Raw genomic sequence first — 20,681 nt, forward strand, 5'->3', positions numbered from 1 at the left:
GGCTCGGCGGGGTGAGCAGCCCCGAACTCGCATTGACCGTCCGTCTGAACACCTCCGCGGCGGATGCACGCCGCGGCGTGGTCCGCGTGCACCCGGAGGTGCTCACCGCGCTGGGCCTGCGCGAATGGGATGCGATCGGCCTGATCGGCGGGCGTCGCACCGCGGCCGTCGCCGGCCTCGCCCCCGCCGGCACCCCCACCGGCACGATCCTGCTCGACGACGTGACACTGTCCAACGTGGGGCTGCGCGAGGACGCCACCGTCCTCGTCGGCCCGGTCGTCGTCCGCGGCGCCCGCACCGTCGCGGTCACCGGATCGGCGCTCGCCACCCACACGATCGACGACGTCACGCTGCGTCAGGCACTGCTGGGCAAGGTCCTCACCGTCGGCGACGCGGTGTCCCTGCTGCCCCGCGACCTCGGACCGGGCACGAGCACCGCCCCCACCACCCGCACGCTGTCCCGCACGTTCGGGATCGCCTGGACCACGGAACTGCTCACCGTCACCGCCGTCGACCCCGGTGCACCGGTGAGCGTGCAGCCGAACACCGCGGTGCGCTGGGGCAGCGCCCCGGCCGGACGACTCGTCGCCGAGGCCCCGGACGCCGTGCGGTCGGTCCGGGCCCCGGCTCCCGCACCGCCGCCGCCACCGGTGGAGGACCTCGTCGGCGTGCAGACCCAGGCCGGCAAGCTCTCCGAGTGGCTGAAGCTGGCCCTCGACGAGCCCGAACTGCTGCGCACCCTCGGCGCCTCCCCCCACCTCGGGGTGCTGATCACCGGGCCCGCCGGGGTCGGCAAGGCCACCCTCGCCCGCGCGGTGCTCGCCTCCCGTCGCGTCGTCGAACTCGACGGGCCCGGGGTGGGCGCCACCGCCGCCGACGACCGGCTGCGCCGGGTCACGGCCGCCGTCGCCGACCTGGCCGCCGGCGGGGTCCTGCTGGTCACCGACATCGATGCCCTGCTGCCCGCGGACCCCGAACCGGTGTCGGCGCTGATCCTCGACCAGTTGCGCCGCGCCGTCGACACCGTCGGGGTTGCGCTCGTCGCGACCACGGCCCACCCCACCGAGGTGGATGCGCGGGTCCGGTCCCCCGAGATCTGCGACCGGGAACTGGCCCTGCCGCTGCCCGACGGCGCCACCCGCCGCGCCCTCCTCGACGTGCTGCTGCGCCGGGTGCCCACCGGCGACCTCGCCCTCGACGCCGTCGCCGCCCGCGCACCCGGCTTCGTCGTCGCCGACCTGGCCGCCCTGTGCCGGGAGGCGGCCCTGCGGGCGGCGGCGCGGGCGAGTCGCGACGACACCGAGCCGAAGCTGACCCAGGACGACCTGCTCGGTGCCCTCGAGGTGATCCGCCCCCTGTCGCGGTCGGGCACCGAGGAGCTGGCCATCGGCAGCGTCACTCTGGACGACGTCGGCGACATGGTCGACACCAAACAGTCGCTCACGGAGGCGGTGCTGTGGCCGTTGCAGCACCCCGACTCCTTCGCGCGCCTCGGCGTCGAGCCGCCACGCGGTGTGCTCCTTTACGGGCCCCCGGGGTGCGGCAAGACCTTCCTGGTGCGGGCACTGGCCAGCTCGGGACAGCTCAGCGTGCACGCCGTCAAGGGCGCCGAGCTGATGGACAAGTGGGTGGGTGCCTCGGAGAAGGCCGTGCGGGAGCTGTTCCAGCGGGCCCGCAACTCCGCACCGGCACTGGTGTTCCTCGACGAGATCGACGCGCTCGCCCCCAGGCGCGGGCAGAGCTCCGACTCCGGGGTCACCGACCGGGTGGTGGCCGCGCTGCTCACCGAACTCGACGGGGTCGAACCCCTACGCGACGTCGTGGTGCTCGGCGCCACCAACCGGCCCGACCTGATCGATCCGGCTCTGCTGCGCCCCGGCCGGCTCGAGCGGCTGGTGTTCGTGCCGCCGCCGGACGCCGAGGCCCGCGCGGCGGTGCTGCGCACCGCGGGCCGGTCGGTGCCGCTGGCCGACGACGTGGACCTCGGCGCCCTCGCCGCCGACCTCGACGGGTACTCCGCGGCGGACTGTGCGGCGCTGCTGCGGGAGGCGGCGCTCGCGGCGATGCGCCGCAGCGTGGACGCCGCGGCGGTCACCGCCGACGATGTGGCGACGGCACGGAAGGCGGTGCGCCCCTCGCTGGACCCCGCACAGGTCGAACACCTGCGCGCCTACGCCGAGGGACGCTGACGATGCCGGCGGTGACGGTGCGGGTGGACGAACCCGTCGCGGGGCTCGCGGCGTTGTGTGCGGGCGCTCTCGCCGGCTTCGCCGTGTCGGCGGACGTGGTGGCGCTCCCCGCCGGCACCGGCAGCGCGGCGGCACCGATCGTGTTCGCGGTGGCGGCGGTGCTGGCGGTCGCGGGGCTGCAACGCTCCGGCTCGCGCCGCACGGCGTGGCTGCTGGCGACCGGCTGCACGGTGGTGCTCGCAACGGTGCGCTTCGCGGTGCCGGCCGCCGACGTCGACACCCTCACCGCGCTGGACCTGACCGGGGCGGGGGCGGCCGGGATCCTGCTGGGGGCGGCGGTCGCCGCGGCGTGGGGGGAACCGATCGGGCAGTGGGCGGTGGTCGCCGGGACGTGGGCGGTGTTCCTCGTCGCCGGTCCGACGGGGACGTCGCTGCAGTCGTCGGCGCTGCCCTCGCCGCTGCAGTGGCCGCTCGCCGTCGGGGCCGGAGCCGTGGTGCTCGCCGCGCTCGTCGCGGGGCCCGGAGCCCGGGTGCAGCGGCCGGATGCCCGGCTGCCGATCGTCGCGGTCGGAGCGACCGCGGTGCTCGTCGTCGGTCTGCACGTGCTCGGAGGCTGGGTGGGCGAGCACGCGGCAGGGGCGTGGATGTGGCCGGTCGCCGTCGGCGCGCTCGCCGCGACGGTGCTCGGCGTCGAGGCCGTCGCGCGTGTCCTGCCCTTCGCGGACGGCCGGTTCCCCGTCGCCGCGCTCGGGGCGACGGCGGCGGCGTACCCGCTCGTCGACGATCTCGCCGGGACGGAAGTGTCCGCGTGGGTGCCCGCGACCGGGCTGCTGGCCGTCGCGGCGGGAGCGGCGCTGGCGTGGCGGGTGCCGCGGGTCGACCTGGGACTGGGGGTGGCCCTGATCGTCACGCTGACCGTTGCGCTGTGGCCGGGCGTCGGGGCGGACGGCCCGCAGCTGCTGGTGCGCGTCGCACTGGTCGCCGCGGGTACCGGTCTCGCGCTGGGAGCGGCGCTGCCGCGGGCGGCGCCGGTCGCCGCGATGGGTCTGGCGCTGCCGTTCGCGGCGGCCACGGTCGCCGCGGTGGCGGCCCTACCCGCCGACCAGCGGATGCTCACCGGTGCGCTGGTCGCAACCGGCGCGGTGTGTGCCTGGCGCTGCCGGGGTTGACGTCGCCGCTCTCACCGGGCCCGGACGAGACCGAGGGCGTGCAGGTGCTCGAACACGAGCATCGAGCCCGGCGCGACCTCGGGGAGGGCGGCGTAGTCGGCGACCGTGAACCAGCCGAGCTCGGCGATCTCCGCCGCCGGACGCGGTTCGCCGGCGAGTTCGGCCGTGAAGCAGGTCATGTGCAGTCGGGTGCCGGGCGGATGGCCGAACGCGTCGGCCTCGAAGATCCCCACCTCGGCCACGGTGCCGTCGACGAGGTCGACGCCGAGTTCCTCGCGGATCTCCCGGTGCAGGGCCTGCTCGGGCGTCTCGCCGGGGTCGATCTTGCCGCCCGCCATGTAGAAGGTGGTCTTGCCGACGGAAAGGGTCTGCAAGAGGCGTCCGTCACGGACGTACGCGAGCGCGGCGGTACGGATCGAGCCGGTGTCGGGCATGGAGGGACTCTACGATAGGAGGCGGACGCCTGGGCGTCGACGGTCCGTTCGCAACGTTGCGAACGATGCCGGTAGACTTCGGGCCAATCCGATTTGTCCATTTGCACGGCAGCGCGTGTGCCGGGGCTTTCCCGGTTCCGCGCAGTTCGGGCATCGTCCCCTGCGGGCGGGGCCCACCAATTGCAAGCCTGTTACACCCCGCCGCCAGGCCCGACCCCGACGGAGTGCCTTTTGCTCGCCATACTCATCGCTCACGCGGTCGCCACGCTCGTCGCGCCGCCTCTGGTCAGAGTCATGGGGAGAAATGCGTTCCTGCCGCTCGCGCTGGTGCCGCTGGCGAGTCTCGGCTGGGTGATCGGCAACTGGAGCACCGAACGCACCCTGCAGATCGCCTGGGCTCCGGGTCTGTCGATGAACATCGACATGCGCTTCGACTCCCTCGCAGCGATCATGTCGGCGCTGGTGCTGGGCATCGGCGCGCTCATTCTGCTCTACTGCGCCCGGTACTTCACCGACGACGAGCCCCGCCTGGGGATCTTCGCCGCCCAGATGGTCGCCTTCGCCGGGGCCATGTTCGGTCTCGTGACCAGCGACAACATGCTGGTTCTCTACATCTTCTGGGAACTGACGACGGTCCTGTCGTTCCTGCTCGTCGGCCACTACGCGGAGCGGGCGTCGAGCCGCCGCGCGGCCACCCAGGCCCTGCTCGTCACCACCGCCGGCGGCCTCGCCATGCTCGTCGGCGTCATCGTGCTCGGGCAACTGGTGGGCAGCTACAACCTCTCCGACGTGATCGCGGCCGCCCCGAGCGGCTGGCTGGCCGGGGTGGGCATCGCCCTGGTGCTGGTCGGCGCCCTGTCGAAATCCGCGGTGGTACCGCTGCACTTCTGGCTGCCCGGGGCGATGGCGGCCCCGACGCCCGTCTCCGCGTATCTGCACGCCGCCGCGATGGTGAAGGCGGGCATCTACCTGGTCGCGCGGCTGGCTCCGGCGTTCGCCGATGCGGCGCCCTGGCGGCCCATCGTCGTCACCCTCGGCCTGGCCTCGATGCTGCTCGCCGGCTGGCGCGCGTTCCGGGCCTTCGACCTGAAGCTGATCCTGGCCTTCGGCACCGTCAGCCAGCTCGGCTTCCTCATCGCGCTCGTCGGGATCGGCAGCCGGGAGGCAGCGCTGGCGGGCATGGCCATGGTCGTGGCCCACGCGATGTTCAAGGCCTGCCTGTTCATGGTGGTGGGCATCGTCGACCACGGCGCAGGCACCCGCGACATCCGCAAGCTCGCGCACCTCGGGAAACGGACGCCGTTCCTCGCGGCCGTCGCGGCCGTCGCCGCGATGAGCATGGGCGGGTTGCCCGTGTTCATCGGGTTCGTCGGCAAGGAGGCCGCCCTCGAGGCCGTGCAGGTGACGACCCTGCTGAGTCCGGGCGCGCGGATCGCGGTCCTCACCGCGATCGTCGTCGGATCGATCCTCACCCTGGCATACAGCATCCGTTTCGTGTGGGGCGCCTTCGGACGCAAGCAACTCAAGCGCCCGAGTCCGGCCGTGCAGAGCTTCCACGAGCCGGGGCCACTGCTGCTGTTCTCTCCGACCGTCCTGGCGTTCGGCGGGCTGGCCGCCGGACTCGCCGCGCCGTGGATCGACACGCTGCTCTCCCCCTACGCGGACACGCTGCCCAGCACCCTGGACAAGCCGTACCACCTCGCGCTGTGGCACGGCGTCGGACTCCCCCTCGTGCTGACTGCCGTCGTCGTGGTCGGAGGAACCACGCTGTACCTCGCACACCGCACCATCTCGCGCCTGAAGTTCGAACGTCCGATGCTCGGCAACGCCGACCGCATGTACGACGAGACGTTGCGGCTCATGGACACCGTGTCGATGCGTCTGACCGGCTTCCTCCAGCGGGGATCGCTGCCGTTGACCCAGGCGACGATCCTGGTGACGCTGGTCCTGCTCCCCACGATCCTGCTGTTCGTGTTCGGTGTCGCGGAACGTCCCCGGCTGCGCTGGTGGGACAGCCCGTTCGAGTTCGTGGTGGTGCTCGCGATCATCGGCGGTGCCCTCGCCGCCGCGATCATGCGCAACCGGATCGCCGGCGTGCTCGTCGTCGGCCTCACCGGATACGGCTGCGGCCTGCTCTTCGCCTTCCACGGCGCCCCGGACCTCGCGTTGACGCAGGCGCTGGTGGAAACCCTGACGCTGGTGATCTTCGTGCTGGTGCTGCGCAAGCTGCCGGCCGAGAACCGGCACGTCGCCGGGAACCGCCTCCGCCGAGCCCTCCTCGGGGTGGCCGTCGGCGCGACGGTCACCGGAATCGGGGCCTTCGCCGTCGCGGCCCGCAGCACCGAACCGATCGCCCTGCTCCTCCCGCAGGCCGCCTACGAGTTGGGCGACGGCAAGAACGTCGTCAACGTCCTGCTCGTCGACATCCGGGCGTGGGACACCCTCGGGGAGATCTCGGTGCTGCTCGTGGCCGCGACGGGCGTGGCGAGCCTGGTCTTCCGTACCCGGCGGTTCGGAGCGGCCCCCCGGGTCGCCGACGCCCCCGCCGCGCAACTCGACGCCGTGGCCGCCAGCACCGAGACGACCTGGCTCCGGGGTGGGGACCTGATCGATCCGCGACACCGGTCGCTGATCCTCGAGGTCACGACCCGGCTGGTCTTCCCCACGATGATGGTGTTGTCGGTGTACTTCTTCTTCGCGGGCCACAACGCCCCGGGTGGCGGCTTCGCCGGTGGGCTCACCGCCGGCCTGGCTCTGGTGCTGCGCTATCTCGCCGGTGGTCGCTACGAACTCGGCGAGGCCGTCCCGATCGACGCGGGCAAGATCCTGGGCCTGGGCCTGACCTTCTCGGCGGGCACCGCGCTCGTCTCGTTGTTCCTCGGGGCGCCCGCGCTCTCCTCGGCGACACTCGAACTCACTCTGCCCCTACTGGGAGACGTCAAGATGGTGACCGCCCTGTTCTTCGATCTCGGTGTCTATCTGATCGTGGTCGGCCTGGTGGTCGATGTGCTCCGCAGCCTCGGGGCCCGGCTCGACGCCGAGATCGTCGGTGAACGCCGATGACCGTCAACCTGACGCTGCTCATCGCCACCGGGGTGCTCGTCGCCTCCGGGGTGTACCTCCTGCTCGAGCGCAGCATCATCAAGATGCTGCTCGGGCTCCTGCTGATCGGCAACGGCATCAACCTGCTGATCATCGGGCTCGCCGGTCCCGCCGGCGAACCGCCGATCATCGGATTCGGCAACGAACTCCACGAGGAGATGGCCGATCCGCTCGCGCAGGCGATGATCCTGACCGCCATCGTCATCACGATGGGTGTCGCGGCGTTCGTGCTCGCCCTGACGTACCGGTCCTTCACGCTCAGCGCGCGCGACGAGGTCGAGAACGACCCCGAGGACACCAAGGTGTCCCAGCGCCGGACGCGCGCCGACGCCCCGGACCGGGACCGCTCGGACGATCCGGTCACGGGCGAGCCGAGCAAGATCGGCGACGCCTTCGATTCCGCCGGCAACCCCATCCCCCTCGAGGAGCTGACCAACATCGAGGATCTCGAGTGCTACGAGGACCTGCACGACGGGGACTTCGACGACGAGACCGACTCCGCCTACAGCGACGGTGAGCCGGCACGCGGAGACGATGCGCCGTCCCCGCGAGGAGGGACCCGATGACCCTGTCCGCAGCCGCCCTCATACCGCTGCCCGTCCTCATTCCGATGCTCGCGGCGGCCACCACCCTGATCCTGGGGCGCCGGCCGCGTGCCCAGCGTGCCGTCACGGTCGTATCCCTCGTCGCGGTGCTCGTCGTGGCGGGCCTGCTGCTGTATCTCGCGGATCGGGATGGCATCGCGACGTTGCAGGTCGGCGGGTGGGAGGCGCCCATCGGGATCACGCTGGTCGTGGACCGCCTGTCCGCCCTCATGCTCGTGGTGTCGGCGATCGTGCTGCTCGCCGTCATGCTGTACGCGGTCGGTCAGGGCATCCACGACGGCACCGAGCAGCAACCCGTGTCCATCTTCCTGCCGACGTACCTGGCGCTGACGGCAGGCGTGTGCAACGCGTTCCTGGCGGGAGACCTGTTCAACCTGTTCGTCGGGTTCGAGGTCCTCCTCGCCGCGTCGTTCGTGCTGCTCACCTTGGGGGCGAGCGCCGACAGGGTGCGCGCCGGCGTCTCGTACGTGATGGTGTCGATGGTCTCGTCGCTGATCTTCCTCGCGGGGATCGCGCTCGCCTACGCCGCCACCGGCACGTTGAACCTGGCTCAGATGTCCCTGCGTCTCGACGACGTGCCCGCCGGCACGCGGGCGGCGATCTTCGGAGTCCTCCTCGTCGCATTCGGTATCAAGGCCGCCGTCTTCCCCCTGTCCTCGTGGTTGCCCGACTCCTACCCCACCGCCCCGGCACCGGTCACGGCCGTGTTCGCCGGCCTGCTCACCAAGGTCGGTGTGTACGCGATCATCCGCACGCACACCCTCCTGTTCCCGGGCGGGGAACTCGACGACGTCCTGCTGATCGCCGGCCTGCTCACGATGCTCGTCGGCATCTTCGGGGCCATCGCGCAGAACGACATCAAGCGCCTGCTGTCGTTCACCCTCGTCAGTCACATCGGTTACATGGTGTTCGGCATCGCCCTGTCGACACAGGCCGGGCTGTCCGGCGCGGTGTACTACGTCGCGCACCACATCCTCGTCCAGACCACCCTCTTCCTGGTGGTGGGGCTGATCGAACGCCAGGCCGGATCGGCGTCCCTGCGTCGTCTCGGCGGGCTGGCCCTGGCGAGCCCGCTGCTGGCGATCGTGTTCCTGGTCCCGGCCCTGAACCTGGGCGGCATCCCGCCGTTCTCCGGATTCATCGGGAAGGTCGCTCTCCTGCAGGCCGGCGCATCCGAGGGCTCCGTACTGGCGTGGGTGCTCGTGGCCGGTGGCACCGCCACCAGTCTGCTCACCCTCTACGTGGTGGCCCGCGTGTGGACGAAGGCGTTCTGGCGCGCGCGTGCCGACGCACCCGAGGGCGACCTCGCCGACACGGCGCCGTCCGCCCTGCTCGACCGCTCCGAGGAGGACATCGCCTTCGGCGACCGGGCGGACGTGGGACGCATGCCCCCCGCGATGCTCGTCCCGACGGTGGGTCTCGCGCTCGTCGGCCTCGGTCTCACCGTCTTCGCCGGGCCGCTGATCGACATCAGCGATCGTGCCGCGGAGAACCTACGCGACCGCTCCGTCTACGTCGAGGCGGTCCTGGGAGGAGTCCCCGAATGACCAGTCGCGCATCGCTGCTCCGATTCCTCGTCCTTGCCTGGATGGTCCTGGTCTGGGTGCTGCTGTGGGGCACCTTCTCCGTCGCGAACGCCCTCAGCGGCCTCGTCGTCGCGTTGGCGATCATGTTCCTGCTGCCGCTGCCGAGGGTGCCCGTCGAGGGCCGGGTCCACCTGTTCTCGTTGCTCAAACTGGCGCTCGTCATCTTCGGCGACACGATCAGGAGCACCGCGTCGGTGGCCTGGCTGAGCATCAGGCCGGGACCCGGTCCACTGACCGGGGTCCTGCGCTGCCGGCTGATCATCAAGTCGGACCTGGTCCTCACCCTGTGGACCGACATCATGAACAACATCCCGGGAACCATGGTGCTCGAGATCGACCGGGTGCGACGGATCGTCTACGTGCACGTCCTCGACCTGAGCAGCGACCGGGCGGTGGCCGAGTTCTATCGGTCGGCGCGCCGGATCGAGCGGTTGCTGATCTCGACGTTCGAACGGAACTCCGAATGGCAACCCAGTCCCTGGTACCGGGACCGGACCTCGGCGAACGTGGAGGACATCGCATGACCGTGCTACTGGCATTGTCCGGCGTGCTGCTGGCATCGGCAGCCGCGCTGCTGATCTTCCGGGCTCTGGCCGGACCGAGTTCCCTCGATCGGCTGGTGGCCATGGACTGTGTCCTGGCCCTCACGCTGTGCGGGATCGCGGTGTGGGCCGTCTACAGCCGCGACACCAGCATCGTTCCTGCGCTCGTGGCCTTCTCCCTGGTGGGCTTCATCAGTTCGGTGTCCATCGCTCGCTTCCGGGTGCGTGACGAATGATCACGGACATCCTGGAAGTGGTCGGACACATCCTCATCCTCCTCGGCTCGGCGGTCTGCCTGGCCGGGGCGATCGGCGTCGTGCGCTTCCGCGACACCCTGGCACGCATGCACCCCGCCACGATGCCGCAGGTGGTGGGCGTCCTGCTCGTGCTGAGCGGGGCCATCCTCAACCTGCGCGGGAGCGTCGACATCTGGATGCTGGTGCTCGCGTCGATGTTCATGGTGCTGACCGCACCGGTCGTCGCGCACCGGGTGGGCCGGGTGGCCTACCGGGAGCAACTCGGTCGCGACGGCCTCCCGATGCCGGAGGAACTGCCCTCGGAGTGACGTCCACCCGGCCCTCGGGTCGACGCCGACGTCACGCGGCCTCGTTCGTCTTGTCCGCCCGGGACGGTGCACCGGATCCGGATCGAGCGCCCTCGGGGTACGCGCCGGTGCCTGCGAACGTGACGTGGAAGGCCACCGCCACCACCACCAGCGAACCGATCAGCAGGGGCCCGGCGAGCAGCGCGTGCTCCGCCATGAGGTGCGGCAGGTACCGGTAGGCCGCCAGCTGCGCGGCCAGCACCGCCGTACCGCCCGCGACGAGCCTGATGCGGAACCAGCCCCATCCGCGGTCGGGGTCGCGCAGCGCCGCCTCGAGTGTCAGGCACAGCACCGCGCCGGAGACGAGGTCCACGCCGTAGTGGTAGCCGAAGCCCAGCGTGGCGGCGAGCGTGCACCCGAGCCATCCGGTGCCGAGGAGCCGCAGCCAGCCGGGGCCGCCGCGGGTGTGCAGGAACAGCGCCAGCGCCCACGCGGTGTGCAGGCTCGGCATGCAGTTGCGCGGGGTGATCGTGTCGAACGGGATCGGCTGCGGGTCGGGATTCCACGGCACCGCACCCGGCCAGAAGGTCCCCACCTGCCAGCCCTCACCGTGGTCGCCGAATGCGAAGATCGGGCCCACCACCGGGAACAGCATGTAGATCAGTGGGCCCACCAGGCCGATGAGCAGGAAGGTGCGCACCAGGTGGTGCGCGGGCCAGGGGCGGCCCCCGCCGACGTGGCGGAGCTGGTAGACGGCGACGACGATCGCCGCGACGGGCAGTTCGATGTACACCCAGTGCAGCACGGCGTACACCCCGGGTCCGAGCCATTCGAGGACCTGACCGGCCAGCCACGACGGATTGCCCAGCGCGTGGTCGGCGAGCTGGACGTACTCGTCGAGCACCTCCGGCCGGGTCCGCGCGGTCAGCTCGAGCCAGGTGTCGCCGATCTTGACGGAGAGCACGAGCAGCACACCGAGGGCGATGCCGCGCAGCGCACCTCGCCGGGGGCCGCCCTGCAACGCGACCGCGGCGTATCCGGCGAGCAGCACGAGCACGATCGTCGGCCCGTTCCCCGCCGTCAGGGGTCCACCGGTGAGGTACCGCTCGGCCGCGAACGCCGCGTCGAGCAGCACCGCGGCAGTGAGGGAGACGACCCGCAGGCGCGTGGTCAGCCCCACCATCGCCAACGCGAGACCGGCCCACGGCACGGACGCCGACGTCGGGACGCCGACGACGTCACCGACGAGTCCCGGGATGGGCCCGGGGAACCCGCTGTACCGCGCGACCGCCTCGGCCACGAGGACCCCGAGAATCGCGCCGATCAGAGCGAGGGGAACGAACAGTTGCGGCACATGCGCCGGCTGCGCCTTCGGGCGCTCCACCTCTCGGATCGACACCGACACATGGTAAACAGCGCGTGAACTGCGCGGGAACGCGGCCGCCGGATCAGGCCCGCAGTTCCTCCACCAGCGAATCCACCACGGCGACGAGGTCGCCGCCGGTCTGCTCCGCGATCCGGCGTTGCCGCTGGTAGGAGGCCCCCCGCACGGGGATCTGCGCCACCTGGGCGAGTTCGTCCGCGCAGCCGAGCCGCACTGCCGTGGGGGTGAGCTGTTCGAGCAGATCGTTCAGGTCGTCGGTGACGAGCCGTTCATGGCACACCGGGTCGAGGATCACCTCGGCCTCGAGGCCGTAGCGGGCGGCACGCCACTTGTTCTCCTTGACGTGCCACGGCTGCAGGGTGGGTAGCTGCTCGCCCTGCTCGAGCCGTTCGTCGTAGTACACGACGAGCGAGTGCACGAGCGCGACGAGGGCGGCCAGCTCGGCCTTGTTGGTGATGCCGTCGAACACCCGGATCTCGATGGTGCCCCACCTCGGCGACGGACGGATGTCCCAGTGCATGCCGCCCGGTTTCGTGATGACACCGGACTTGAGCTGATCCTCGATGAAGCTCTCGTACTGTGCCCAGCTCTCGAAGTGGTACGGCAGCCCGGCCGTCGGCAGCTGCTGGAACATCAGGGCACGGTTGCTCGCGTAACCGGTGTCCACGCCCGCCCAGATCGGCGAGGACGCCGACAGGGCCAGCATGTGCGGGTACTTCACCAGCAGCGCATTGAGGATCGGGATGACCTTCTCGGCGGAGGAGACACCGACGTGGACGTGCACCCCCCAGATGAGCATCTGCCGGCCCCACCAGCGGGTGCGCTCGATCATCTCGTCGTAGTCCGGGGACCGGGTGACGACCTGGTCGGTCCACTGCCCGAACGGGTGGGTGCCGGCGCAGATCAGATCCACACCCGCAGGATCGGCAGCCGTGCGCAACAGGTCGAGGGACTCGGCGAGGTCGTCGACGGCCTCGGCGACGGTGTCGTGCACATCGGTGACGAGCTCGACGGTGTTGCGGAGGAACTCCTTGGTGAGCCGCGGGGTCTGACCGGCACGCCGCTCGACCGCGTCGAAGACGACGGCGGCGGTGTTGGACAGGTCGCGGGTCTTCTTGTCCACCAGCGCGATCTCCCACTCGACGCCGAGGGTCGGGCGGGGCGAACCGGGAAACGGTACGGGCACGAGTCGATCCAACCACAGGGCCCCGGTGACCGTCGCCGGTCGCCGGGGCCCTGTGGATGGCAGTGTCGGGAGGTCGCCGTCAGGAGACGACGCCGCAGGCGAGACGCTCACCCGCGGCGGTTTCCTGGTGGACGACGACGGCGGTGCCGTCCCCGCCCTGCAGGTCGTCGAGGGTGAACTCCTCGGTGGTGACGGTCAGCGACCCGGTGCCGTCCTCGCGCACCACGACCGCGCCGAGGTCCCCGCTCTCGGGGACGCTGGTGTTGCCGCCGGCCTGCAGATGCCCGCCCGCGGACAGGTAGTTGCCGGGCTCGCCTCCGGTCGGTGCGGTGGAGTTGGTCTCGCACTTGCCGACCTCGTGGACGTGGACGCCGCGGTAGCCGGCCGGCATGCCCTCGAGGTCGACCGTGACCTCGATACCCCCGTCGACCTCGGTGAAGGTGACCGTGCCGGCGGCCTCGCCGGCCGGGGTCCGCAGTTCGGCGGAGTTGTCCGCGCCGCCGCCGTGGCTACCCGATGCGCCCGCCGTGGCCTCGCCCGGGACGGCGCCGCCGCCGTGGGCCTCGTCGGCACCTTCCGGGGCGGGGGAACCCGTCCACACCGGCGGGGTGGTGCCGGGGGTGTCGCTCGGCTCCTCGCTGTTCGAGCACGCGCTCAGGCCCACCGCAGCGATCGCGACGATCGGGGCCAGGGCACGCCAGGACATGCGACGGGTGGAACTCGAGGCCATCAAACCGCTCCTTCGAAGTGGCGAAAAGTCACCCGATCATAACCGGGCGGCGGACGCCCTCACGGTGAGGTGACGATGACGATGACCCCGGGCGCGGAGTCCTCGATCCCGGCGAAGCGCGGCTGCGCCGTCACCCCCAGCGCCTCGGCCACCGCCTCGGCGGTCTGCCGCTCCCCCGGACCCGTGCCGTAGTACACGGACGTGGATTCGATCACGCCGTCGCTGTAGTTGCCCGTCTCCGAGACGGTGAATCCCTCGTCCTCGAGCAGGCCGGCCGTCTGGGCGGCGAGCCCGGAGACGTTGCTGTTGTTGAACACCCGTACCGGTGCGGCGGCAGTCCCGGGGGAGGTGGTGGCGGAGACCGTCGTCGTCGCGCCGGCGGTCGTCGTCCGCGCCGAGGTCGCGGCGAACGGCGCCGACGTCACGGAGGTGGTCGCCGGCGCGGCGGCCGGTTCGGTCGCAGGCTCGGGAGCAGAGCCCTCGGAATCGGAGCTTCCGAGCGAGGCCAGGCCGAGGCCCGCGAAGAGGATGGCGAGAGAGATCAGCACCATCGCGAGCGCTCGCAGCGGCGGACCCGACGATTCCGAGGTTGTGCTCACGCTGTCGACCTTAGTTGCCGCGTCCGCCGGAGCACCGTCGTACTCGCACTACGTGGTGATCTCGAACCCGAGCCGGCGCGCGGCCCGGGCCTTCTGCCGGCTCGCGCGCAGGCGCCGCAACCGCTTGACGAGCATGGGGTCCGCCGCCAGGGCCTCCGGCCGGTCCACCAGGGCGTTGAGGACCTGGTAGTAACGGGTCGCGGACAGACCGAAGAGCTCCTTGATCGCCTCTTCCTTGGCACCCGCGTACTTCCACCATTGCCGTTCGAAAGCGAGGATGTCGCGTTCGCGGCGAGACAGACCGTCCGTGCCCGCCGGATCCACGACGGCGGGGTTGTTCTCGGCGTGGTTGCTCCGGTCGGAAACCTGCTCGGATTCGTTACCGATATGCGCTGCTGCGCCGTCCATCTCACTCCTCGACTGCCTCGAATCACACCGGCATCCGATCGGACCCGGGTGTTTCCGAGGGCAATTCAACCACGGTGGTACGACAGGTACCGGCTCAACGGACGGGCGAGTCCCGCCCACTATCCTCTTGCACCATGGCAATACTTCCGATCCGGATCGTCGGTGACCCCGTCCTGCATCACCCGACGAAACCGGTCACCCAGTCGCCGGCCGAACTGGCCCAGCTGATCGCCGACATGTACGAGACGATGGACGCGGCGAACGGCGTCGGCCTGGCCGCCAACCAGGTCGGAGTCGACCTGCGGCTGTTCGTCTACGACTGCCCCGACCTGGACGAGTCCGGCACCGTGGTCCGCCGCCGCGGCGAGGTGATCAACCCGGTGCTCGAGACGTCGGAGATCCCCGAGACCATGCCCGACCCCGACGACGACGTCGAGGGATGCCTGTCGGTCCCCGGCGAGCAGTTCCCCACCGGGCGCGCCGAGTGGGCGAAGGTCACCGGCACCGACGCCCAGGGCGACCCGGTCGAGATCGAGGGCCACGGCTTCTTCGCCCGGATGCTGCAGCACGAGGTCGGCCACCTCGACGGCTACCTGTACGTCGACAAGCTCATCGGTCGCAACGCCCGGGCCGCGAAGAAGACCATCAAGCGGGCCGGATGGGGCGTGCCCGGCCTGAGCTGGGTGCCGGGAACGGTCGAGGACCCGTTCGGCCACGACGACGAGGACTGACGCCCCGGTGACGACCGAGCAGCCCGTGCCCGTCGGCACCCGGGTGGTGCTGCGCTACCGGCTGCCCGCCGGGTACAGCCACCCGATGACCGACGTGATCGGGGAACTGGTCGCCCTCGACCCGGCGGTGGTGGTCCGCACCGCCGACAGCCGTCTCGTGCAGGTCGCGCCCGACGCCGTGGTGGCGCTCAAGGCACTCGGCGCCCGCCCGATCCGCACCGGCGAGATCCGCGCCCTCGAGAACGCCGCAGCCGCCGCCTGGCCCGGGCTCGAGCAGGGCTGGATCGACGGTTGGCTCCTGCGGGCCGGCGCCGGCTTCACCGGTCGTGCGAACTCCGCCACGCCGCTGGGCGACCCGGGCACGGTCGCGGACCCCCTCGACCCGGACGTGCACGCCCGGATGCGCGGGTGGTTCGCGGAACGGGGCCTGCCGCTGCGGCTCCTGCTGCCGGACCGGCTCGCGCGCATCCCGCACGGATGGACCCCGAGCGACGAGGTGCAGGTGCTGGCCGCCGACCTCGACAACGTGCCACTGCCCGGTGTCACCACCCCCGTGGCCGTGAGCCCCCGCCCGGACGCCGGCTGGCTGTCGCTGTACCGGTATCGCGGTGCTCCGGTGCCCGCCGAGGGCCGGGCGGTCGTCGAGTCCGTCCTGGGCGGCGCGCTGGGGTTCGGCCGTATCGGCAGCGACACCGCGACCCTGGCGATCGCCCGTGCCGCGGTCACCGATGCCCCCGACGGGCGGCGCTGGGTGGGGCTGACCGCCGTGGAGGTGGCCGCCGCACACCGCCGGCACGGCCTCGGCACGCTCGTGTGCGGCGCCCTGCTGCAGTGGGGACGCGACCACGGCGCCACCCACGCATACCTGCAGGTCGCAGCGGACAACGACGCCGCCCGGGGCCTGTACCGGGCGCTCGGATTCGTCGAGCACCATCGCTACCGGTACGCGACGGAACCTGTCCGCCCGCTCGCCTAGAGTGGGACCGTGCGTCTTGCTACCTGGAACGTGAACTCCGTCCGTGCCCGTGCCGACCGGATCCTCGACTGGTTGCAGCGGTCGGGCACCGATGTGCTCGCCATGCAGGAGACCAAGTGCAAGGACGAGCAGTTTCCGTACGAGCGGTTCGAAGAGCTCGGCTACCGGGTCGCACACGTCGGGCTCTCCCAGTGGAACGGCGTGGCCATCGCCTCCCGCATCGGTCTCGACGACGTGCAGATCGGGTTCGAGGACCAGCCCGGATTCACCAAGGACCCGGACGCCGACCCGGCGCAGGAGGCCCGGGCGATCGGCGCGACGTGCGGCGGGGTGCGGGTGTGGAGCCTGTACGTGCCCAACGGCCGCGAACTGGCCGATCCCCACTACGTCTACAAGCTCGAGTGGCTCGCGAAGCTGCGCGCCGACGCCCAGGCCTGGCTCGCCGCCGACCCGCAGACGCAGATCGCGCTCGTCGGCGACTGGAACATCGCGCCCACCGACGAGGATGTGTGGGATCCGGCGTTCTTCGAGGGGAAGACCCACACGTCGGAGCCGGAACGGGAGGCGTTCCGCGCGTTCCTCGACAGCGGCTTCACCGATGTGGTGCGCCCGCACGCCCCGGGCCCGGGGGTGTACACCTACTGGGACTACACCCAGCTCCGATTCCCGAAGCGTCAGGGCATGCGGATCGACTTCGTCCTCGGTTCCCCGGCGCTCGCGGCGCGTGTGGCCGGCGCGGAGATCGACCGCAACGAGCGCAAGGGCAAGGGGGCGAGCGACCACGCGCCGGTCGTCGTCGACCTCGCGGACTGAGACGTCCGGTCCCCGGCCCGGCGTCAGCGACGACCGGCGGCCGGCTCGAGGGGCAGCACGACGTCCCGATACTCGGGGTGGGCGGTGAGGAAGCGCTGCACATAGGTGCACACGGGACGGACCCGCCAGCCCCGCTCGCGCGCGAGATCCAGGGAGCGGCCCACGAGAACGCCCGCGAGCCCACGGTGCCCGAAGTCCTCGACGATGACGGTGTGCAGGAAATCGACGACGGGATGGTTGCGTCCGGGCACGCCGGAGGGACGATCCGTGTCGAAATACCCGAGGATCCCGACAAGATCCCCGTTCAGGCGTAGCTCGAAGCGGTTCTGATCCTTGTTGTCGGTCACCTCGGTGCGCGGCGAGTTGACGAGCATGATCCCCTCCGTGGTGCCGTAACCGAACTGTGACCTACGCCACTATAGAGCATGCAGGGTGCATCTGCCGAGACGTGTGAGACAAAACTGGACGTTGCCCCGGGACGGTGCCGCGCCGGTGTGGCAGCGCACATCGGCGGCCGCACGCGCGGCCGGGATCCGAGCCGGGGGGCCGGGCCGGCAATCGGACCGGATCGGTAGGGTCGCAGCCGTGAAGCTGCTGCCCCTGCCCCCGAAGGGCCGAACCCCGGTCCGTGCCCTCACCATCGCCGGCACCGATTCGGGGGGTGGGGCCGGGATCCAGGCCGACTCGCGCACCATGGCGATGTGCGGCGTGCACGCCTGCGTCGCCGTCGCGGCCGTGACCGTGCAGAACTCCGTGGGCGTCAGCGGCTTTCACGAGATCCCGCCCGAGACGGTGGCCGCGCAGGTGCGCTGCGTGGTGGAGGACATCGGGGTCTCGGGCGCCAAGACCGGCATGCTCGCCTCCACCGGGATCATCGAGGCGGTCGCCGCGGTGTGCACCGAGGTCGGCATCGGCCGGGACCGGCCGGTACCGCTCGTGGTCGACCCGGTGTGCGCGTCGATGCACGGCGATCCCCTGCTGCACGCGGAGGCCCTCGACGCGGTGCGGCACACCCTGATCCCGCAGGCCACCGTGGTCACGCCGAACCTCGACGAGGTGCGGCTCATCACCGGTATCGAGGTCGTCGACGACGCTTCCGCGCGGCGCGCCGCCGAGGCGCTGCACGACCTCGGCGCCCAGTGGGCCGTCGTCAAGGGCGGGCACCTGCGCACCTCCGAGGTCAGCACCGACCTGCTGTTCGACGGGGATCGTTTTCTCGAGTTCACCAGTCCCCGCATCGACACCGGCAACGACCACGGCGGCGGCGACACGCTCGCCGCGGCGATCGCGTCGGCCCTGGCCCACGGGTGGTCGGTGCCCGACGCCGTCGCGTTCGGCAAGGAGTGGGTCACCCGGTGCCTCGAGTGGTCGTACGACCTCGGCGCCGGGCACGGCCCGGTCAACCCCCTGTGGCGACTGCAGTCCTGACCCGCCAGATCCCGAGTTCGGGCGGCACACCCTTGGGGGCCGAGGTGAACAGCCCACGCCGATGCGGGCGCACCTCGAGACCGAGCGCGTCGACCGCGCCGGGCGGCAAGGCGTCGAGCGTCGCGGACGACACCACCACGTGCCCGTTCCCGGCGAGCTCCATCATGCGGGCCGCGACGGTGACATCGACGCCCAGCCAGTCGCTGCCGATCCGCCGGGGCAGGCCGGTGTGAGCGCCGACCCGGATCCGTGGCCGGTAGCCGTCCACGGTCACCTCGGTCAGGGCGGCTCGGGCCGCGAAGATCGCTTCCAGCGCCCGTTCCGGCCGGTCGAACACCACCATCAGACCGTCGCCGAGCCGTTTGACGATGGTGCCGCCACGGTCGGTGAACGCCGGCTCCAGTGCCCAGGCGACGCGCCGCAGCAGGTCGAGGGTGGCGACGTCGCCCGCGGCGAGGGACCACGTCGAGAATCCCACGAGGTCGGTGAAGACCACGGTGACCTCCCGGTCGCCGCGCCCGGCGCCGGTGCGTTCGAGCAGCGCCTGCCACGCCTGCAGCACGCCGAAGCCGAGTTCGTGCACCGCGCTCGGCTCGTCGACGTCTCGCCACCTCCCGGCCAGCCGCGCGACCGCCTGCGGCCCGCTGGTCCCCGCCGTGGACAACGGATCGCCGAAGCCGGGGTCGCCGGGCAGGGTGCGTCGCAGCCGCCGGGCCAGCCGGACCAGTTCGGGCCGCCGGTCGACGGCCGCGAATCGGTCCACGAGGCGACGACCGAACCCCGGTGTCTCATCCATCGGATCGGACCTCGGTGCGTTGCGGTCCGACCGGAACCCCGTCCGGTCCCGTGACGGCCCGCGCATACGTGCCGACCCCGTATCCGACGGCCGAGGCGGCGACGGCGAGTGCCGCCCGGTCGATGTTCGCGAGCGTGTCCTGCGGGCTGTGGTAGTTCGGGTCGAACGGTTCCTCGCCCGTGCCGCCCCACTTCTGCGCCTGCTCCGGGGTCTTGCGGTCGTCGGCACCGGAGAACACACCGCCCGCGGGGATGCCCGCGTCCACGAACGGCCCGTAGTCGGAGCGCCCGTCGAAATCGGTGCCGTCGGCGGCGATGCCGCGCGAGGTCAGGTAGGCCAGGAACGTGCGCTCGATGCCCGCCGAGCCCTCCGGTCCCGGACCGGTGCCCACCGCGTCGGAGTCGTCGCCGTCGTAGACGAGGTATCCCGGATTGGGCGAGCCGAGCATGTCGAAGTTCAGGTACAGGGCGATGTCCTCGCGGCCGGCGTCGTCCAGGGAGGCCACGTAGTCGGTGGAGCCGACCAGCCCGACCTCCTCGGCGCCCCAGAACGCGAACCGCACCGCGTTGGTGACGCCCGGTTCGCTGCCGAGTTGCAGCGCCGTCTCGAGCACCGCAGCGACGCCGGTGCCGTTGTCGTTGACGCCCGGGCCCTCCGGGACGCTGTCGAGGTGGGCGCCGACGACGACCACGTCGTCGGTCGAGCCCGTGGCGGTCTGCGCGAGCACGTTGCGCGAGCGCACGCTCTCGATGCGGGTGTCGAGGAGGAGGGTCACGGTGGCGGGGGCAGCGGCGAGCGCGCGGCCGTCGGCGCCGCTGATCCCCGCGGCGGGCACGCGGTCGTCGCCCTCCTCGCCGAGCGTCGCGCCGGTGAGCGCACCGTCCTCGTTGTTGGCGACGAGGAGCGCCGCCGCCCCCCGTTCCGCAGCGACCTGCTGCTTGACGGAGAACGGGCACACCCCGCGGGTGACGAGCACGACGGCACCGGAGACGTCGAGCCCCTCGTAGTCGGAGGCCTCGCACCCGGGCGTGTCGTCGGCGGGCACCGGCACGAGGCGGGCGGTGAGTCCGTCCGGACCGGTCGACGGCGAGAACTCGAGGGCCCGGACCGGCACCGGCGCGCCGGCGACGGTCAGGGTCTCGGCCTCGACGTCGAAACTGCGGACGTCGAACTCCGGGGTCTGCACGTCGAATCCGGCGTCGCGCAGCCGGCCGGCGACGTAGTCCACGCTCGCGTCGTAGCCGGCGGTGCCCACGGCGCGGTTGCCGTCGTGCTCGGTGGCGATGCGGTCGAGTTCGGTGAGATGCCCGACCACCGCATCGATTCCCACGGCCTGCGCCAGCGCGGCCGGATCCACCGGTGGTGGTGGCGGTGGCTCCTCCGAACATGCCGCCGCCAGCAGCACGATCGCTGCAGCGACGCCCCCGGCCCGTACCCGCGCTCCCCGGTTCATCCGCCG

21 protein-coding genes are annotated in these 20,681 nt (G+C 71.7%); 12 read left to right on the top strand and 9 right to left on the bottom strand.

From position 1 onward, the window contains the following. The first annotated feature begins 11 nt into the window (after positions 1 to 11). Together QNA09_RS17595 and QNA09_RS17600 are read left to right on the top strand one after the other, a co-directional pair. The gene (locus QNA09_RS17595) at positions 12 to 2,189 is read left to right on the top strand and encodes an AAA family ATPase (RefSeq protein WP_040270749.1); all 2,178 of its coding nucleotides are present in this window, start codon (positions 12 to 14) and stop codon (positions 2,187 to 2,189) included. A 2-nt stretch (positions 2,190 to 2,191) separates the two neighbouring features. Beyond that, positions 2,192 to 3,358, top strand: a complete 1,167-nt coding sequence (locus QNA09_RS17600) for a hypothetical protein (RefSeq protein WP_119699960.1) — start codon at positions 2,192 to 2,194, stop codon at positions 3,356 to 3,358. Positions 3,359 to 3,369: 11 nt separating this feature from the next. On the opposite strand, the gene QNA09_RS17605 is transcribed toward QNA09_RS17600, so the two are convergent. Continuing rightward, on the bottom strand, positions 3,370 to 3,792 hold the full coding sequence (locus QNA09_RS17605) for an NUDIX domain-containing protein (RefSeq protein WP_048772195.1): 423 nt from the start codon (positions 3,790 to 3,792) through the stop codon (positions 3,370 to 3,372). Positions 3,793 to 4,023: 231 nt separating this feature from the next. Between QNA09_RS17605 and QNA09_RS17610 the strand changes: the two genes are divergently transcribed. The 6 genes from QNA09_RS17610 to mnhG are packed head-to-tail and all read left to right on the top strand — an operon-like array spanning position 4,024 to position 10,192. Next, a complete protein-coding gene (locus tag QNA09_RS17610; RefSeq protein WP_017681293.1) occupies positions 4,024 to 6,855 on the top strand; it encodes a Na+/H+ antiporter subunit A in 2,832 nt (943 codons plus the stop codon). Then, a complete protein-coding gene (locus QNA09_RS17615) occupies positions 6,852 to 7,460 on the top strand; it encodes a Na(+)/H(+) antiporter subunit C (protein ID WP_010592218.1) in 609 nt (202 codons plus the stop codon). The genes QNA09_RS17610 and QNA09_RS17615 overlap by 4 nt, the downstream gene beginning before the upstream one ends. Continuing rightward, on the top strand, positions 7,457 to 9,046 hold the full coding sequence (locus QNA09_RS17620; protein WP_010592219.1) for a Na+/H+ antiporter subunit D: 1,590 nt from the start codon (positions 7,457 to 7,459) through the stop codon (positions 9,044 to 9,046). Before QNA09_RS17615 ends, QNA09_RS17620 begins: the two co-directional genes overlap by 4 nt. Continuing rightward, the gene (locus QNA09_RS17625) at positions 9,043 to 9,609 is read left to right on the top strand and encodes a Na+/H+ antiporter subunit E (RefSeq protein WP_010592220.1); all 567 of its coding nucleotides are present in this window, start codon (positions 9,043 to 9,045) and stop codon (positions 9,607 to 9,609) included. Before QNA09_RS17620 ends, QNA09_RS17625 begins: the two co-directional genes overlap by 4 nt. Further along, entirely contained in the window at positions 9,606 to 9,863 is a 258-nt protein-coding gene (locus QNA09_RS17630) for a monovalent cation/H+ antiporter complex subunit F (RefSeq protein WP_064066349.1), read from the top strand. Before QNA09_RS17625 ends, QNA09_RS17630 begins: the two co-directional genes overlap by 4 nt. Next, positions 9,860 to 10,192 carry a monovalent cation/H(+) antiporter subunit G gene (gene mnhG, locus QNA09_RS17635; protein WP_010592222.1) on the top strand — a complete coding sequence of 111 codons (333 nt, stop codon included), beginning with the start codon at positions 9,860 to 9,862 and terminating at the stop codon, positions 10,190 to 10,192. Before QNA09_RS17630 ends, mnhG begins: the two co-directional genes overlap by 4 nt. Positions 10,193 to 10,223: 31 nt before the next feature. On the opposite strand, the gene QNA09_RS17640 is transcribed toward mnhG, so the two are convergent. The 5 genes from QNA09_RS17640 to QNA09_RS17660 all read right to left on the bottom strand — a co-directional run bounded on the left by QNA09_RS17640 (position 10,224) and on the right by QNA09_RS17660 (position 14,478). Continuing rightward, entirely contained in the window at positions 10,224 to 11,555 is a 1,332-nt protein-coding gene (locus tag QNA09_RS17640) for a phosphatase PAP2 family protein (protein ID WP_040270740.1), read from the bottom strand. A gap of 64 nt (positions 11,556 to 11,619) precedes the next feature. Further along, positions 11,620 to 12,741, bottom strand: coding sequence for a glutamate--cysteine ligase (locus QNA09_RS17645; RefSeq protein WP_010592224.1), 1,122 nt, complete (start codon positions 12,739 to 12,741; stop codon positions 11,620 to 11,622). A 79-nt stretch (positions 12,742 to 12,820) separates the two neighbouring features. Continuing rightward, the gene (locus QNA09_RS17650; RefSeq protein ID WP_010592225.1) at positions 12,821 to 13,471 is read right to left on the bottom strand and encodes a superoxide dismutase family protein; all 651 of its coding nucleotides are present in this window, start codon (positions 13,469 to 13,471) and stop codon (positions 12,821 to 12,823) included. Positions 13,472 to 13,530: 59 nt separating this feature from the next. Continuing rightward, positions 13,531 to 14,070 (bottom strand): LytR C-terminal domain-containing protein, encoded by a 540-nt coding sequence (locus tag QNA09_RS17655; protein ID WP_010592226.1) that lies wholly within the window; start codon positions 14,068 to 14,070, stop codon positions 13,531 to 13,533. A gap of 48 nt (positions 14,071 to 14,118) precedes the next feature. Next, positions 14,119 to 14,478, bottom strand: coding sequence for a DUF3263 domain-containing protein (locus QNA09_RS17660; RefSeq protein ID WP_017681288.1), 360 nt, complete (start codon positions 14,476 to 14,478; stop codon positions 14,119 to 14,121). A 134-nt stretch (positions 14,479 to 14,612) separates the two neighbouring features. Between QNA09_RS17660 and QNA09_RS17665 the strand changes: the two genes are divergently transcribed. Genes QNA09_RS17665 through QNA09_RS17675 form a run of 3 tightly spaced genes read left to right on the top strand, consistent with a single transcriptional unit; the run spans position 14,613 to position 16,998 of the window. Further along, on the top strand, positions 14,613 to 15,209 hold the full coding sequence (locus QNA09_RS17665) for a peptide deformylase (protein WP_010592228.1): 597 nt from the start codon (positions 14,613 to 14,615) through the stop codon (positions 15,207 to 15,209). Between the two features lie 7 nt (positions 15,210 to 15,216). Further along, positions 15,217 to 16,185 carry a GNAT family N-acetyltransferase gene (locus tag QNA09_RS17670; protein WP_040270731.1) on the top strand — a complete coding sequence of 323 codons (969 nt, stop codon included), beginning with the start codon at positions 15,217 to 15,219 and terminating at the stop codon, positions 16,183 to 16,185. Positions 16,186 to 16,194: 9 nt separating this feature from the next. Next, positions 16,195 to 16,998 (top strand): exodeoxyribonuclease III, encoded by an 804-nt coding sequence (locus tag QNA09_RS17675; protein ID WP_010592231.1) that lies wholly within the window; start codon positions 16,195 to 16,197, stop codon positions 16,996 to 16,998. A 23-nt stretch (positions 16,999 to 17,021) separates the two neighbouring features. Here the strand turns inward: QNA09_RS17675 and QNA09_RS17680 are convergent, their stop codons facing one another. Continuing rightward, a complete protein-coding gene (locus tag QNA09_RS17680) occupies positions 17,022 to 17,372 on the bottom strand; it encodes a GNAT family N-acetyltransferase (RefSeq protein ID WP_010592232.1) in 351 nt (116 codons plus the stop codon). Positions 17,373 to 17,583: 211 nt separating this feature from the next. On the opposite strand from QNA09_RS17680, the gene thiD reads away from it, so the two are divergent. Beyond that, positions 17,584 to 18,426: a bifunctional hydroxymethylpyrimidine kinase/phosphomethylpyrimidine kinase gene (gene thiD, locus QNA09_RS17685; protein ID WP_010592233.1), complete on the top strand. Its 843-nt coding sequence runs from the start codon at positions 17,584 to 17,586 to the stop codon at positions 18,424 to 18,426. Here thiD and QNA09_RS17690 read toward each other — a convergent pair. Both QNA09_RS17690 and QNA09_RS17695 read right to left on the bottom strand, forming a co-directional pair. After that, positions 18,398 to 19,222 carry an adenylate/guanylate cyclase domain-containing protein gene (locus QNA09_RS17690; protein ID WP_119699961.1) on the bottom strand — a complete coding sequence of 275 codons (825 nt, stop codon included), beginning with the start codon at positions 19,220 to 19,222 and terminating at the stop codon, positions 18,398 to 18,400. The genes thiD and QNA09_RS17690 overlap by 29 nt on opposite strands. Next, positions 19,215 to 20,675, bottom strand: coding sequence for a M20/M25/M40 family metallo-hydrolase (locus tag QNA09_RS17695; protein ID WP_190242316.1), 1,461 nt, complete (start codon positions 20,673 to 20,675; stop codon positions 19,215 to 19,217). Before QNA09_RS17695 ends, QNA09_RS17690 begins: the two co-directional genes overlap by 8 nt. Between the last annotated feature and the right edge of the window lie 6 nt (positions 20,676 to 20,681).

The sequence above is a fragment of the Rhodococcus sp. AH-ZY2 genome, assembly GCF_030916465.1.
Lineage (GTDB): Bacteria > Actinomycetota > Actinomycetes > Mycobacteriales > Mycobacteriaceae > Rhodococcus > Rhodococcus ruber.

Excerpts from the sequence above, each read along its gene's own strand:
- QNA09_RS17620 (WP_010592219.1), top strand. The coding sequence starts at position 7,457 with ATGACCCTGTCCGCAGCCGCCCTCATACCGCTGCCCGTCCTCATTCCG.
- QNA09_RS17665 (WP_010592228.1), top strand. The coding sequence starts at position 14,613 with ATGGCAATACTTCCGATCCGGATCGTCGGTGACCCCGTCCTGCATCAC.
- QNA09_RS17680 (WP_010592232.1), bottom strand. The coding sequence starts at position 17,372 with ATGCTCGTCAACTCGCCGCGCACCGAGGTGACCGACAACAAGGATCAG.
- QNA09_RS17615 (WP_010592218.1), top strand. The coding sequence starts at position 6,852 with ATGACCGTCAACCTGACGCTGCTCATCGCCACCGGGGTGCTCGTCGCC.
- QNA09_RS17660 (WP_017681288.1), bottom strand. The coding sequence starts at position 14,478 with ATGGACGGCGCAGCAGCGCATATCGGTAACGAATCCGAGCAGGTTTCC.
- QNA09_RS17630 (WP_064066349.1), top strand. The coding sequence starts at position 9,606 with ATGACCGTGCTACTGGCATTGTCCGGCGTGCTGCTGGCATCGGCAGCC.
- QNA09_RS17600 (WP_119699960.1), top strand. The coding sequence starts at position 2,192 with ATGCCGGCGGTGACGGTGCGGGTGGACGAACCCGTCGCGGGGCTCGCG.
- QNA09_RS17690 (WP_119699961.1), bottom strand. The coding sequence starts at position 19,222 with ATGGATGAGACACCGGGGTTCGGTCGTCGCCTCGTGGACCGATTCGCG.
- QNA09_RS17695 (WP_190242316.1), bottom strand. The coding sequence starts at position 20,675 with ATGAACCGGGGAGCGCGGGTACGGGCCGGGGGCGTCGCTGCAGCGATC.
- mnhG (WP_010592222.1), top strand. The coding sequence starts at position 9,860 with ATGATCACGGACATCCTGGAAGTGGTCGGACACATCCTCATCCTCCTC.
- QNA09_RS17625 (WP_010592220.1), top strand. The coding sequence starts at position 9,043 with ATGACCAGTCGCGCATCGCTGCTCCGATTCCTCGTCCTTGCCTGGATG.
- QNA09_RS17605 (WP_048772195.1), bottom strand. The coding sequence starts at position 3,792 with ATGCCCGACACCGGCTCGATCCGTACCGCCGCGCTCGCGTACGTCCGT.
- QNA09_RS17650 (WP_010592225.1), bottom strand. The coding sequence starts at position 13,471 with ATGGCCTCGAGTTCCACCCGTCGCATGTCCTGGCGTGCCCTGGCCCCG.